Raw genomic sequence first — 14,500 nt, 5'->3', positions numbered from 1 at the left:
GACGATGCCACGATCACGGGATGGATTTACGGATATGGATTGGGACAAGCTGAAGGTGTTTCACGCAGCGGCGGAAGCTGGGAGCTTCACGCATGCCGGGGAGCAGCTCGGGCTGTCGCAATCGGCGGTCTCGCGCCAGGTCAGCGCGCTGGAGCAGGAGCTCGCGGTCTCGCTGTTTCATCGCCATGCCCGCGGCCTGATCCTTACCGAGCAGGGCGATCTGCTGTTCCGCACCGCGCACGATGTCTTCATGCAGCTTCAGGCGGCGCGCGCCAAGCTCACCGACAGCCGCGAGCGTCCGAGCGGCGACCTCAAGATCACGACCACCCCCGGCGTCGGCATCAACTGGCTGATTCCGAGGCTCGGCGAATTCACCGCCATGTATCCGGAGATCCGGATCTCGCTGATCGTCACCGACGAAGAGCTGGATCTGTCGATGCGCGAGGCCGACGTCGCGATCCGCACGCGGAAGCCGACACAGCCGGATCTGATCCAGCGCAAGCTGTTCGCGATCAGCTTCCACGCTTACTGCTCGCCGGAATATGTGAAGCGCTTCGGAACGCCCCGCACCCTCGACGAGCTCGACGATCATCGCATCATCATGCTCGCCGACGGCCAGGTTGCTCCGCATCTGCAGAACCGCAGCTGGCTGGTCGATGCCGGCCGCAACGGCTCGGGTCCGCGCGAGGCCTATTTCCGCGTCAACAACATCCTCGGTCTCGTGCGTGCCTGTCAGCAGGGCCTCGGCATCGCCGCGCTGCCCGACTATCTCGTCGAAGAGAACAGCCGCCTCGTGCAGCTGTTCGGCGAGTCCGACTCGATCCAGCTCGACACCTACTTCGTCTATCCAGAGGAATTGAAAACGGTCGCGCGCGTTCAGGTGTTCCGTGACTTTGTCGTGAGCAAAGCACAGCGCTGGCCGGCCTGAGATTGTGCATGTCTGACATGCGGCACACCTGCTTGCTGCAGGGCCGCGACGAAGACCATAGTGTCTTGGTGCTGAGCGTCGGCGTTACGCATTGTCCCCCTCCTCCAGTGGCGCGGACGCTCAGAAATCCCTCTTGGAAGGTGATTGTGTCGGCCGCGTTGGCCAATACCTCCAGCCGGGCTCATTGGGCCCGGCTATTTTTTTGCTCGGTTTTTCCCTTTGTATCCGTCTCGCTGGTGTTGCGACGTTGACAGTCTGAGCGGCGCCGCGCATGTAGGAGGCATGTCCGCATTTTCGTACGCCAAGCTGTCGTCGAAAAAAGCTCCCCTTCCGGGGAGCCGTGGACGCGCGCGCTAGAACCTCTCGAGAGTTCACCGCCGCCTCACCAAGCCCCGCCGCAAGGACGGGGTTTTTTCATGTCCCGTCTCCGGCTCACGACACCCAAGGAGATGGACCATGACCACCCCCCGAACGCGACTGCAAGGACTCTGGCTGCCGCTGATCACGCCCTTCTGCGACGGCGCGCTCGACGAAGGATCGTTGCGTCATCTGATCCGACACTACGCCGCCCAGCCCATCGATGGCCTCGTGCTCGGTGCGACCTCGGGCGAAGGATTGGCGCTGTCATGGGACGAGCGCGCGCGTCTTGTCAGCGTGGTCCGCGATGAGCTGGACACCATCGGCCGGCTGCTACCGATCTGCCTCGGCATCGGGGGCGTGGCGACGGCCGATCTGATCGAGGCGCTCGATCGAACGGCGTCGTGGTCGATCGACTTCTATCTGATCTCGAGCCCGCCTTATGTGCGCCCGTCGCAGCGCGGGCTGCTGGCGCACTTCACCGCCTTGGCCGATCGCGCCGCCCATCCGATCGTGCTCTACAACATTCCCTATCGCTCGGCGGTGGGGCTCGACAATGCGACGCTGCTCCAGCTCGCTGCGCATCCGGCCATCGCGGGGCTGAAGGATTGCTGCGCCAACCGGATGCAGACCCGCGACCTGATCGCGCGCCGGCCTGCCGGCTTTCAAATTCTGACCGGGGAAGACGCCCAGAGCTTCGACGCCTTGCAGGTCGGCGCCGACGGCGCCATCCTGCTCTCCGCGCATCTGGAGACGACCAATTTTGCGGCCATTCTCGATCACGTGAAGGCCGGCCGCCATGACGCCGCGGCAGCATGCTGGGCGCAGGTGGAGGATCTCACGCGCCTGCTGTTCACCGAGCCGAGCCCGGCCCCGGCAAAGTACTGGCTGGCTCGGACCAGCCTGATCGCCAGCGCCGAGATGCGACTGCCGATGGTGGAGGTGGGAGACGAGCTCGCCGCTCGGCTAGACCTGGAGATCGAACGCCGCAGGTCTGTTACGCAAGCCCGCGTCGCCTGAGCCGTCGCGACCGGGGTCATTCCGGGGCGGCCCGCAGGCTCGACCCCGGAATAACGGCGCGCCTGCGTGAGGCAGCAGAGTTAATCCGAACTAACAGAGGCGATCAAAAGCCGCGCAGTCCGCAACCTGCTGTTTAAAGATGTTCCGCTATGAATGTTGAAAACCAAAGAGCGCGGGGGCGTCGTGGCTTTTCAGGATCATGCATTCCCTGAACGTCAGGGATTTAGCGTCGAGGACATTATCTGGGCGGTCGGGATCTGGTCGGTGATCCTGACTTTGACGCCGGCGATTGCATTCTATCTGCTGATGGTCGCCTGACCTCGCGTCCCGCGCGGGCGTGGCCGCCTCGCGGCCTGCCCGATCGCTGCGATCACAACGATCGGATCCGGCGCGAAAAACGCGCGGAAGACCGCGCGTCGATGCCTCGTGGGAGCGATCGCGATCAGGCGGCCTGCTTGTGCATGGCCCCATTCGCCGAGACGGTCCCGCGAATCGCCCTCACCGAACGCTCGATCGCCGCCCACAGCCGGGCGATCTCGGCCGCAGCACGACCCTCCGCATAATACTCGCGCACGCCCTCGCCCTGGCCCAGCGCCATCAAGAGATCGGCGCGGTTGGTGATCTGTCCGCCCCACACCGGTGCCTTGAACTTGGCCAGCGCCTCGCGGGCAATGGTCACGATCGGGCTCTCGGCGTCGTCGCGGCGCGCCGGAGCGCCGTTGAGAACGACCGCATACGGCTTGCGCGCAGCGCGGCAGGTCTGGATCGTCTCCTGAACCGCGTTGACGTCGAACACGCCCGGGCGGGCCGGGATGATCACCATGGTCGCGTTCTTGATCGCATCCTCGACCACGGCCGAGATCGTCGGCGGCGTATCGATCAGCACCCACTCGACGCCGTCGCGGCGGGCCGCGGACACGATCGCGCTCACCGAGTTCACGGCGGTCTTGATCGGCGGCTCGTTGGTGCCGCGCAGCTTGTGCCAAAGCGTCAGCGACCCCTGAGGGTCGGCATCGATGAGCAGGCAAGACTTGCTCGCCTTGATCTGCGCAGCGAGATGGGCGGCCAGGGTGCTCTTGCCTGAACCGCCCTTACGCGATGCGAAAACAATAACGTTCATACCTTGGCCTCCAGATTGACCCCGGCCGCGAAAATGAATCAGCGGACTGATTCGCGGAAGATAAATTTAGCGATTGCCGGGGCGTAACTCCTGATTGCTGAAACGCATTGGTTTTTGAGTCACACCATCAGCAAAAACGCAGCACGTCAGGCGTGTCGTTCGACAACATCCAGTCATGTCCGATCGCATTTGCATGCTGAGGCTGCGCATATGCACCGGAAACGAGCAGGGCGTGGCGACACGCCGTTCGCGCCGTGACGCGTCCGGCGGCATGGCGGTGCTCAGGTCGGTTCCGGTCGCGACGGCTTCTTCGTCTTGCCCGCACGCGCATTCACCGGCTTCTTAGCTGCGGGCCGGATGCTCATCGGCCGGTCTGTGCGGCCCGATGACGCGGCTTGGCGTGGCTGTGGCCCGAACTGCGCGCGACAAGGCGGCGACAGCTCGGCTTTGCGACGGACCATGCAGGCGGTGACGCGATCGACATTGGGAATGTCGGAACTACAAAGCCGGAAGGCATCGCTGGTGCAGGCCTGCTCCTGCTCGGCCGTATAGGCGCGCGCCGCGGCCGGCACTAACAAGATCGCCGTCCCGATCAGCACGGCCGCCATGCCTGGATTGAGATCCATTCTCCTCATCGTCCCCTCCCCTCGTTGCCACAAATTGTGATTGAACGAGGTCGGATTCGCAAGCGAACGCGCTGCATCCTGCCGGTACGCATGGGATCGCGGACGCGCGGCGCCGAGAACTCCGTCAAAATACGGAGATCGGGAGTAGTTGCGATTTGGCTTCGATGCAGCCGGATCTCGCGGCAAGAGTGGTCGCGAGAGCATCGTCATCACGACGCTTGATCGGCAGGCCGCTTCATTCATGCTGGGGTTGATCCGAGAGCAACGCCCTCCGGGTCGTCATCTCGTGAAGAGCCGTTCCGACCTGCTCGACCACTTCGGCCCAGTTGCGTCTTTCGCATTGCCGGAAAAGACGCATCGTCGGGTACCAGACGCTGTCGTCACGGTCCAGCAGCCAGCGATAATCCGGCGTGTACGACAGAAGCGTCCAGGTCGGGCGACCGAGCGCGCCGGCGAGATGGGCGACACTGGTATCGACCGTGATCACCAGATCGAGGCAGGAGATCAGCGCGGCCGTGTCCGCAAAATCGGTGATCTCGCTGGTCAGGTCCAGGATCCGGCTCGCCTCCAGCAGGGCAGCCTTGTCGTCCGGCTTCGGCTCCTTCTGCAGGCTGATGAACGCCGCTTCGTCGCCGAGCAGGCCGGACAACATGCGCAACGGGATGGAGCGGTTGTGGTCGTCCAGATGGTTTGGATTGCCTGACCAGACCAGGCCGACACGCAGTTTGTCATGCGCGCCGAGACGCTCCTCCCAGAATTGGATCCGTTCCGGATCGGGCGCCCGCAAATAAGAGACGGGTGCAGGAACCGTCTCCAGCGTCGTTCGAAACGCAAAAGGGAGGCTCATGATGGGGCAATGGAAATCAACGGCCGCCAGCTCGGCCGCTTCGGAGACCGGAATGCATTGCGAAATCCCAGCCATATTCGACAGGAGAGCAACCAGCGACTTTTGGACCGCCAGAACGACGCGAGCCCCGAGCGCTGCGACCATCGGCACGTAGCGGGCAAACTGGATCGTATCGCCCAGCCCTTCGTCGGCTGCGATGACAATGGTTTTTCCCGCGATGTCGTCATGACCCAACCACATGGGTTGCTGGAACCGGGGATAGGCGCTCGGCAACTGCCAACGAGCTTCTCGCCCCCGCCAGCCCGCATCGAAATTCCCCAACAGCAGGTTCAGATGAGCTGTTCCCAGATCAGCCAAAGCGTCACTCGGCTCGATGTCCTTCAACCGCCTGTAGATCCCGAAGGCCTCGTCGAACCTGCGAAGCTTCGTCAGGACAGCAGCCTTGTCGTGCAGCGCATCCCTGGAGCCAGGCTGCACGGCCAGAGCCCGCTCGAACCACGCCAGCGCTTCTTCGTCTCTGCGCATCGTGCGCAAGACAATACCCGTCTTGACGCAGATATCGGAGTTGCCAGGTTCGATCTCGTGAGCTCGCCGGCAGATCGAAAGAGCCTCGTCGAAGCGCTTCAGAGCATTCAGAAGCGCGCCACGCATCAAGAGTGTCGGCACATGGTTGGGCCGCAAAGCGTCGCTCAGGTCGAGACAGGCCAGCGCTTCGTCGATCCGCCCCAACCGTTGAAGCGTGATGCCGCACTGGTTTGCGGCATCCCAATTCTGCGGATTCAGTTCCAGCACGCGTTGGAAGCTCGAGACCGCGTCGGCCAGCTGCTGCAGATGAAGCAGAGCATTGCCCCGCAGCATCCACAGATCGGGGCTATCAAGACCGAGCGCCCTCGCCTTGTCGAAGACCTTGATCACCTCGTCTGGCCGTCCCTGGACCTGGAGAACCGTGCCGAGACTCAAGAAGTATTGCGGCTGAACGTCCTGCTGGAGCGCACGGGATACCCACTGTAGCGCGGCATCGTAATGCCCTGCCTGCAGCGCGAGGATGCCCAGCAAGTTCAGTGTGGGCGCGTGTCCTCCATCGATCGCAAGCGCCATGTGGCAACACCCCTCGGCGTCTGCGTGGCGGCCACTCGCGATTTCACGCAATGCTGACTCGTAGAGAATCGCAGCACCATCGGGTTGAACAGGTTTGGGCTTCGCCTTCGTCTGCAAGGTCCGACGCTCTTGACGGCTCATTGTTGCAAGTTGCTCCAGGTGCAATCTCGGACTACGTGATTCTCACTCTGGCTAAAAGCAAAATTCTATCTCTAGATGTATGACGACACGCGATGGTTGCAGCCACGGCATTGAAGGTCGTGAATCAATCAGATCTTCAACCGAGACAAGAGGGGAGAAAAAATGCCATCGACGGTGTGACGTAGATCTGTGCCAGACGCTCGGTCCTCGTCGCGCGTGCTCCGTGCGAATTTCCGTGTGACGCGCAACTGCCAGTTATCATCCTATCAAAGCCTGTGGTTATCGGTCCCTGCGTTCGCAGGGACGACGGCGGAGTCTTGGGCAAGCGTTGGTGCCCGCCGCGAACCGGAATGATGATCGCGAGATGTCGACCCGCGCGCCAACATTCTCGCGGCGCCGGACGCCCGAGTTGGTCTGCCGTTTCCCCCGCTCAACGCGAGGGCGCAGGGAATGCCGGGTGAAGGCCTCACCCATGGCCCGCCTGCAACAAGAAAAGCAGGCGGCAGTCACCACAGGTTCAGCCGAACATCCGGCATTCCCTGCGCGATGGGCTTACGATTTATACGTGATCTCCCTGGGGATCGGCGTTCTTGCCCCCATCGCCCGCGCGTGCCGTCAGGCAACGCTTGCGGACTTGACCTCAGCGACGAGAGGCCAGGACCACACGACTTCATCGTCCGCAATCGATCAGTCGTCGCGCATCAGCGCCTGATCCACCACGGCCACCGCATCCCAGCCCCACGTATCGTGACGACCGCGCGTACGCCCCTTCGCTTGGGCGGGATGCGCGGATAAAACCACTGATTTGGGGGCGGCGTCAAGAATTATTCTGAAAACCGGAAAGTGACGCAGAGTCCGTTCTTTGAGGTCAGCGAACAAGCAAGCGGCCCAAACAGGCAGATTGCCTTCGGCCCCACGCGGATACTAATCAGAGATCGAGATCAACGACTTCAAAGCGAGGCGGTGCTTTGGAGAGCACGTCCATGCATCCCCATCCCGTGATGAAGCGATAGTGGCTGGCAGGATGAAAATTCAACTTCCAAGCCTCCGATTGAGTCTCCGCAAACACGGAGCCCTCGACACGATAGGCGAAATGGCGTGAGGCCAGCCCCTCCGGCTTTGTGTCCGCCTCGGTGCTGAGCGGAAATTCGTCGAGGAGACGGACGATGGTGGCGTCGTTGAAGTGAACGCGGAGCGCGCGCTTCTCCGCGCCCGGAAGGATGAAATCTGCCGAGAGATGATCCCGTTGCCAGTTCACGGCGAGAAGATCGCTGTCATCGCACGCGAAGCTCACGCCCGCATCGATTGGAAAATACGTCGGCACGTTGGCTCCGGTCTCTTGGCGAAGATCGGCATCCTAATACGATGGCCTCAAATGCGTCAGCGCGTCGGGCGGATCAGCGCAGCGCGATCCGCCGTTTCATCGTCAAGACCGTGAGATGGATGGGGCAGAGGCTGCTCAAGGGCGCTGGCAGGAACAACGGTCGTCGCGAATATCTTGCTCGAGAGGGCGGATTACGCTGGCGCTAATCCGCCCTACGACATTGAAGCATGGCGTCCAGCCGAGCGATGACATCGCCGATCGTCCCCCTAAACCTCAGAAATTCTTGGTCTTCACAGGCTTCTTCGGCAAGCGTGAGCGCGAGCGACAATTGCTCGATGGACCGCTCGACATGCTGCTTGAATACTGCGGCCCACTTCGAATCCATCATGCGTCCTCGGGATCAGAGATCGCTTGGCGCCCATTTGCCCCGCGCCAGCCACGGAGCTCATCGGCAGCCCCCGACGTTCGTTACCTCGCAAGATCGGACGAACCTAGTGGTGATGCAAACGATGGATATGTCGGGATTTGGTACAGTTGGGTGGGCTCGAACCACCGACCTCCTGTTCCACAGACAGGCGCTCTAACCAACTGAGCTACAACTGCATCCGAAACGGGCAGAGCCCCGCGAGAGGGGGCGCCCGAACGGGCCGGAAACTAGGTGCAACGGGCGGATTTGGCAAGTCCGAGAACGGATAAAGTCGGCCGCCTCCCCGGCGTTTTTTGCCGCCTTTGTGAGCGGTTTCGGAGCCTGCCCGAAATGCGGGCCCTAAAAAGGAGCGAGCCCGGACGCGCAGCGCCGGGCTCGGGATGGTCGGCCATTGCCGCCGACGCCGTCGGGCGCCAGGCGAAGCGATCTCAGGCCGCCGGCTTGAACAGCTTGGTGGCGCTTTCCTTGATCGGCTCGACCGTCTCGGTGGCGACCTTCTGGCCGAGCTCGCCGAGTTCCTTGGCCTGGGCGGTGAAGGCCTCGAACTGCTTGCGGGCGAAGCCGGTCCACAGCTCCATCGCCTCGGTCGGCGACTTCACCCCGAACAACTCCTGGGCGAAGTCGAGCGAGGCCGTCGTGTTGGCCTTGGTGAACTCCATCACCTTGGAGGAGTAGGCGCCGGCGCCCTTGCTGGCATTGGCGAAGAAGGCCTCGATGGCCGAATTGTGGGTCTCTGCGGCGTCCTTGAACTTGGCGTAGTTCTCACGGGCCTGCGACACGCCTTTTTCGGCGAGCGCGCGCACCTGCTCGGGAACCTCGAACGGGATGATGGACGCGGAGAAAGGATCGGTGGCATTGGTCATGGCATGCATCCTTCGAAACATTGAGACTGGACCGCCCCGGCAATCGGAGAGTCACTTCGGATCACGCAGAGGAACCGCCCCTGGGAGGTGAGTAACAACCTCGCGTAGAGCTATATCGTGTCGAATTTGTGCAACGCAACGGAAATTCCACTATCAGGAACTGTTTGTCGCGCCCGGGGCCGAGCCGAATGCCAACTCTACCGGTGCGTGTGACGAGCCGCAACGCACTCGGGTGTCCAAAACCTCACGCTTTCGGCTTGGTGGCTTCGATGGCCGCCTTGCTGAAGGCTTGGCCCATGTCGCCGGCCTGCTCGGCCAATGAGCGCATCTGGCCCTGGACGAATTCGCTATGCAGCTTGAGCACTTCGGGGAGATCCTTGGCGTGAACCAGCGACTGCGCATAGTCCAGCGACGACTGCACGTTCTTCTCGGCGTAGGTCAGCACCCTGGCTCCGATGTCCTTCGCGCCCGCACGCATGGTCGCGCCGCGCTCTTCGAGCGAGCCGGCGGTCGCTTCAGCGCCGGCCAGGAACTTCTCGAACGTCTGGCGCGCCTGGTCGAAGCCGGCTTCCGCCAAGGTCCGCATATCCTTCGGCATGTCGTATCGACGCCCGTCGTCGGTCATGAGTCCCTCCATCAGCTGCGGGATCGGCTCCGCCTGCCCCATCGCCGCTGGCCCGGATCGGGCCGGACGGCCTGCGGCTTCGGCCCATTGCCTATCATCCTGACCGCCCGGCCGCGCTTCCCACGTCCAACCCCGACTTTCGCCGCCGGTTCGGCGCCTCCTGAGCGCCCGAGGAACACATTAAGGTTATCCAAGCTTTAGCAGGACCACAGCCCGGCCCGGCCGTGGACCTCTGCCCTCAAAACGCGCGATAGTAACGAATTCTTAACGCTGCCACTTCCGGCAGCCGATCAACGCCACAAGAGCCGTTCGCCGTCGTCGCCCATGACCCACGCCGATCTCGAATTGCAGGCCCTCAGCGATCCCCGGCTGGCCGTCCATGCCGCGGGCGCGCTGCCTGCGTGGCTCTGGTCGGCCGACGGCCGCCACGTGCTGTGGGCCAATGCGGTCGGCGCACGTGCGCTCGGGGCGGCAAACGTGCCGGCGCTGATCGCCAAAACATTTGGTCCCGCCGATCAGCATCGCCGCCAGATCGCGCAATTGGGCCGGCGGTTGCCCGGGCATGGCGCGTTGCGACTCGAACGTCTGCGCGGCTTCGGCGCGCCGCTCGGCACGCTCGCGACCTGCGGCTGCGCCCGGATCGACCTTCCCGACGGGGCGTACGCGGTGCTGATCACCGGCACCGACAGCGGCGGCCGCAGCTTCCCCTTGGCGGATCGCTTGAAACGGCTGGTGGATGACAGCGCGCATGCGCTGATCGCGTTTACTCAGGACGGTCAGTTCGCCGGCATCAGCACGGCCGGCCGCGACCTGTTCGGCATGCACGATCTGAGCGATCCGCGATTCGCCGCGATCCGCAACGCGGCGCTGGCCGATGGAGCCGCCGAGGTTTTGCTCGGCAGCGAGCGCGCAACCCTCTACCGGATCGGCAGTGGCAGTCAGACCGGACTGATCGCCGTACCGCTGCCCGCCCCGCCCGACGAGTTGGACGCGCCGCGCCCGGTGCCGACACCTGATGCAGAGCTCACCGCAGATGCCGCCCCGGCATCACCGGCTTCCGCGGATCTCGCGGACGCGGCCGAGACTCCGCCTGCTCCTTCGATGGATGAAATGACCGAACGCCAGACCGACTACGAAGCCCCTGCGCTGTCCAACGAAGCTCCGGCCGAATTCCTCCTGATCGACGATCCCGCCGAAGCCGAGTTGTTCGAGCCGCTCGCGTCGCAGACGACGACCGACATGCATCCATCCGACTTCGAACCTGCGCCGCCCCCCTCCCACGAAGTGCTGGTCGCCCAGACTGCCGAGCAGACAAGGGCTCGCGAACTCCCCAACGCTCCCGAGGTCGCCGAAATAGCGGCGTCCTCGATGGAGATGCAGCACGCCCTGGACGACAGCAACGACATCGCGGCCGGTGATCCGTCCATACGCGGCCGCCGTCATCCCCTACGCTTTTCGTGGCAGATGGATGCCGAGGGACGGTTCTCGCTCGGCTCCGACGAGTTCGCCCGCCTGATCGGCGCATCCAGCGCCGCGCAACTGGGCCGGCCCTGGCACGACCTTGCGGCGGCGCTCGGGCTCGATCCGGATGGGCGTGTCGCCACGGCCATCGAGACCCGGGAAACCTGGAGCGGGCTCGTCGTCACCTGGCCTGCGGCGCATGGCGAGCGGCTGGCCGTGGAGCTGTCGGGACTTCCCGTCCTCGCCGAGGGCAAGAGCCATGCGGGCTATCGCGGCTTCGGCGTCTGCCGCGACCTCGACGCGCTGGACCGGTTGGAAACGCAGCTTGCGGCTGCGGCCGAGATGAACATGGCCGATGCCGGGCATGCGGACGGAGACGATGTCGCCTCCGCCGCCGAGGCGCTCCCGGACGATGCCCAATCCGACCATGCGCCGGCCGCAGATGCGCCGCCGCACCAGGACAACATCACCGTGTCGGCGCGTGACGCTTCCGCTGCAATGGAAGCCTCCCACGTCGATGGCGTCGGCTTGGAGGCGGCAGGGAACGTCGTGCCGTTCCGCGCCCCGGGCGAGGCCAAGCTTCCGGCGCTGACGCCGGTGGAGAACAATGCGTTTCATGAACTTGCGCGCCAGTTGTCGGCCCGGCTCGAAGGTGAAATCCGCAACACGCCGGCCGACGGTCCCGGCGCGACGTTCGAAGCGGCCCCGCGCATGAGCGATCCGTTTGGTCCACCACAGCATCCGGATGCGCCGCCGGCGAGCGAGGTCGTGACTGAGCACGGCACCGCCCTTCAGACGGACTGGCTGACGCCCGAAGCGCCGCCGGCACAGGGCGACAGCCAGCGCGACCGGATCCTGCTCGATCTGCTGCCGACCGGCATGCTGATCTATCGGCTCGACCGGCTGCTCTACGCCAATCCAGCCTTCTTCAAGCAGATGGGCTATGCCGACCTGCCGACCCTGGAGCAGGCCGGCGGGCTCGATGCCCTCTATGTCGAGCCCGGCGCGCCATCCGCCACGGGCAGATCCGAAGCAGGCACGCCGGTGACGATCTCGGCCGCCGACGGCTCCTCCAGCGAGGAGATCAAGGCCGAGGCGCGCTTGTTCACGATCACCTGGGACGGCGACAGCGCGCATGCGCTGATCTTCGCACCGGCGCCCGGCCCGGCGGCAGCTCTTCCTTCTGCCGCCGAAGCCGCGCCAGCGCCGGCTCCGCCGCCGTCCGCGCCGCCCGCACTCGTGGTCGCCCCGCCTCCGGCCGCCGGCCATGCCGAAGCCGAAGACCTGGCCGCGATCCTCGACGTCACGGCCGAAGGCATCCTGATGTTCGATGCCGGCGGCAACATCCACGCCTGCAACCGCAGCGCCGAGGCCTTGTTCGGCTACGACGGAGCGGAGCTGGTCCGCCGCAATCTGATCGAGCTGTTCGCGCCGGAGAGCGCGCGGCTGGTGGTGGACTATCTCGACTGCGTGCAGCAGTCCGGCGCCTCCAGCATGCTGGATCAAGGCCGCGAGGTGCTCGGCAAGGTCGCCCAGGGCGGCGCGATCCCGCTCTCGATGACGATCGGCCGGACCAGAATCGACGGCCCGAACTTCTTCGCCGTGTTCCGCGATCTGTCGCAGCTGCGCCGCGGCGAAAGCGAGTTGCTGCAGGCCCGGCGCGTCGCCGACCGGGCGGCCAACGCCAAGGCCGACATGCTGGCGCGGATCAGCCACGAGGTGCGTGCGCCGCTGAACGCGATCATCGGCTTTGCCGAGGTCATGATCGGCGAACGCTTCGGCACGCTCGGCAATGCGCGCTACGCCGAATACATGAAGGACATCCGCACCTCCGGCGAACGCGTGGTGTCGCTGATCGACGATCTGCTCGAGCTGTCGCGCATCGAGACCGGAAAGCTCGAGCTGGCCTTCACCGCGCAGAATCTGAACGAGCTGGTCGAGGGCTGCGTCGCGGTGATGCAGCCGCAGGCCAACCGCGCCCGCATCATCATCCGCACCTCGCTGTCGCAGACGCTGCCGCCCGTCATCGCCGACACCAGGGCGCTGCGCCAGATCGCCACGAACCTGATCTCGGCCTCGATCTCGCTGGCCAATGCCGGCGGCCAGGTCATCGTCTCGACAGCGCTGTCGGATTTCGGCGAGGTGGTGCTCCGCGTGCGCGACACCGGTCATGGGTTGAATGATCAGGCCGTCGCTGCGGCGCTCGAGCCGTTCCGTGCGACGGCCGGCGCCGAGCTGAGCTCCGAGGGCGCGGGTCTCAGCCTGTCGCTGACCAAGGCGCTGGTCGAAGCCAACCGGGCGCAGTTTCACGTCAAGGCGGCGCCGAAATCCGGCACGCTCATGGAGGTGGTGTTCTCACGCGCGGTCGCCCGCAATCAGAGCACCGGCTGAGCCGCCCCCGTCGAGCGGATCGCGAGCGCGCGCAGCCTGAGACCCAGCAGCAGCGGACCGAACGCCAGGGCAAAGCCCGAGAAGGCGATGATCCAGGCGAAGGCCGCAACGTGCAGCAGCGCTCCCGCATGCGCCGGCACCAGCACGGCACAGACCCGCGTGACCGCCGCCACGATGATCCCGAGATAGATCACCTGCGTGGCGACCGAGGCGGTCAGCGCCTGACCGGTGTGGCCGAGCGTGGCTCGGGTCATCACCGCGAGCGTCATGATTCCGGCGGCGCCGACCATCCAGGCATGCAGCCCGGCGCTCGGCAGCACCCATCCGAAGCTCGCCGCCGCATTGATCAGGAAGCCGAGCGGCACGAAGGCATAGCCGACATGCAGGATCACCAGCAGCCGTTCACGCAGCGTGCGATCGCCGGCCCAGCGCGCCAGCCGCACCGCGTGCAGCATGCCGGCCGCGGCCAGTGCGAGCCCGGTCGCGGCGCTGTCGGGCACGACGATCCAGCCCAGCAGGCTCAGCGCACTGATGACCACGACGGCCATGTCGAAGCGGCCGAACGGGGCCGGAAGCCGGCCGGGATTGTGCTTGACCAGCCAGTTGCGCGTGAAGCTCGGCGTGATGCGGCCGCCGATCAAGGCGAGCAGCAGCACGATGACGGCGACGCCGACGCGGATCGCATCATCGGCCGAGCCGCGCAGATGCACTTCGAGATGAAACGCGATGTTGCCGGCGCACAGCACGCCGACGACCGCGACGACCGGCAGATTGCGCCAGTTTCGCCCCGCCACGATCTCGCGTGCCGCGGCAAGGACGACCAGCAGCAGGAAGCTTGCATCGATCAGCAGCGCCGCCCACCACGGAGCGAAGGCAGACAGCGTCACGGCAATCCGCCCCGCCAGCCACACGGTGACGAGCGTCAGCAGCGGCAGGCCGCGGATCGGCAGCCGTCCGGTCCAGTTCGGAATTGCCGTGAACAGAAAGCCCGTGACGATGGCCGGCAGATAGCCGTAGAGCATCTCATGCACGTGCCAGTCGCGCGGCGTAAACGCAGAGCTCAGCGTCAACTCGCCGTAATAGGCCGGCAGCCAGACCAGGATCGCCAGCGCGGCCTGCATCGCACCGAGCAGGAAGAACGGACGGAACCCGTTGCCGAGAACGGTCAAGCCCTGATAGTTGCGCGGAATGGCCATGTGCATGCTCGCTCGATGCTGGACGGGAACCGCGCCGATGATGGCGCCTCCCACACGTAGTTGCGGACGGCTCGCG

At 64.8% G+C, this 14,500-nt stretch carries 12 protein-coding genes and 1 tRNA gene; 4 read left to right on the top strand and 9 right to left on the bottom strand.

Annotated elements, in window-relative coordinates:
• The first annotated feature begins 4 nt into the window (after positions 1–4).
• The 3 genes from HL666_RS29545 (at position 5) to HL666_RS29535 (ending at position 2,623) form a co-directional block, all read left to right on the top strand.
• A complete protein-coding gene (locus tag HL666_RS29545) occupies positions 5–928 on the top strand; it encodes a LysR family transcriptional regulator (RefSeq protein WP_006610484.1) in 924 nt (307 codons plus the stop codon).
• 456 nt (positions 929–1,384) lie between these two features.
• Positions 1,385–2,305, top strand: coding sequence for a 4-hydroxy-tetrahydrodipicolinate synthase family protein (locus HL666_RS29540; RefSeq protein WP_172185044.1), 921 nt, complete (start codon positions 1,385–1,387; stop codon positions 2,303–2,305).
• 153 nt (positions 2,306–2,458) lie between these two features.
• The gene (locus tag HL666_RS29535) at positions 2,459–2,623 is read left to right on the top strand and encodes a hypothetical protein (RefSeq protein ID WP_172109837.1); all 165 of its coding nucleotides are present in this window, start codon (positions 2,459–2,461) and stop codon (positions 2,621–2,623) included.
• Between the two features lie 124 nt (positions 2,624–2,747).
• Here the strand turns inward: HL666_RS29535 and HL666_RS29530 are convergent, their stop codons facing one another.
• The 8 genes from HL666_RS29530 to HL666_RS29495 all read right to left on the bottom strand — a co-directional run bounded on the left by HL666_RS29530 (position 2,748) and on the right by HL666_RS29495 (position 9,376).
• Positions 2,748–3,425: an AAA family ATPase gene (locus HL666_RS29530; RefSeq protein WP_172109907.1), complete on the bottom strand. Its 678-nt coding sequence runs from the start codon at positions 3,423–3,425 to the stop codon at positions 2,748–2,750.
• Between the two features lie 281 nt (positions 3,426–3,706).
• Positions 3,707–4,294, bottom strand: coding sequence for a hypothetical protein (locus tag HL666_RS34325; protein ID WP_246741654.1), 588 nt, complete (start codon positions 4,292–4,294; stop codon positions 3,707–3,709).
• Positions 4,287–6,113, bottom strand: a complete 1,827-nt coding sequence (locus HL666_RS29520; RefSeq protein ID WP_246741653.1) for a tetratricopeptide repeat-containing glycosyltransferase family protein — start codon at positions 6,111–6,113, stop codon at positions 4,287–4,289. The genes HL666_RS34325 and HL666_RS29520 overlap by 8 nt, the downstream gene beginning before the upstream one ends.
• Before the next feature lie 952 nt (positions 6,114–7,065).
• On the bottom strand, positions 7,066–7,461 hold the full coding sequence (locus HL666_RS29515) for a hypothetical protein (protein ID WP_172185040.1): 396 nt from the start codon (positions 7,459–7,461) through the stop codon (positions 7,066–7,068).
• A 202-nt stretch (positions 7,462–7,663) separates the two neighbouring features.
• Positions 7,664–7,849: a hypothetical protein gene (locus HL666_RS29510; RefSeq protein ID WP_246741652.1), complete on the bottom strand. Its 186-nt coding sequence runs from the start codon at positions 7,847–7,849 to the stop codon at positions 7,664–7,666.
• Positions 7,850–7,987: 138 nt separating this feature from the next.
• Positions 7,988–8,064: transfer RNA gene (locus tag HL666_RS29505), tRNA-His, on the bottom strand.
• A gap of 252 nt (positions 8,065–8,316) precedes the next feature.
• On the bottom strand, positions 8,317–8,751 hold the full coding sequence (locus tag HL666_RS29500; RefSeq protein ID WP_172109911.1) for a phasin: 435 nt from the start codon (positions 8,749–8,751) through the stop codon (positions 8,317–8,319).
• Between the two features lie 244 nt (positions 8,752–8,995).
• Positions 8,996–9,376 (bottom strand): phasin family protein, encoded by a 381-nt coding sequence (locus HL666_RS29495; protein WP_172185038.1) that lies wholly within the window; start codon positions 9,374–9,376, stop codon positions 8,996–8,998.
• Positions 9,377–9,700: 324 nt separating this feature from the next.
• Between HL666_RS29495 and HL666_RS29490 the strand changes: the two genes are divergently transcribed.
• Positions 9,701–13,228 (top strand): PAS domain S-box protein, encoded by a 3,528-nt coding sequence (locus HL666_RS29490; RefSeq protein WP_172185036.1) that lies wholly within the window; start codon positions 9,701–9,703, stop codon positions 13,226–13,228.
• On the opposite strand, the gene HL666_RS29485 is transcribed toward HL666_RS29490, so the two are convergent.
• Positions 13,213–14,424: an NnrS family protein gene (locus HL666_RS29485; RefSeq protein ID WP_172109914.1), complete on the bottom strand. Its 1,212-nt coding sequence runs from the start codon at positions 14,422–14,424 to the stop codon at positions 13,213–13,215. The genes HL666_RS29490 and HL666_RS29485 overlap by 16 nt on opposite strands.
• Positions 14,425–14,500 lie beyond the last annotated feature (76 nt).

Origin of the sequence: Bradyrhizobium aeschynomenes, assembly GCF_013178945.1 — a bacterium.
Lineage (GTDB): Bacteria > Pseudomonadota > Alphaproteobacteria > Rhizobiales > Xanthobacteraceae > Bradyrhizobium > Bradyrhizobium aeschynomenes.
The sequence above is the reverse complement of the archived record's forward strand: the minus strand, read 5'-3'. Positions and strand labels throughout refer to the sequence as shown.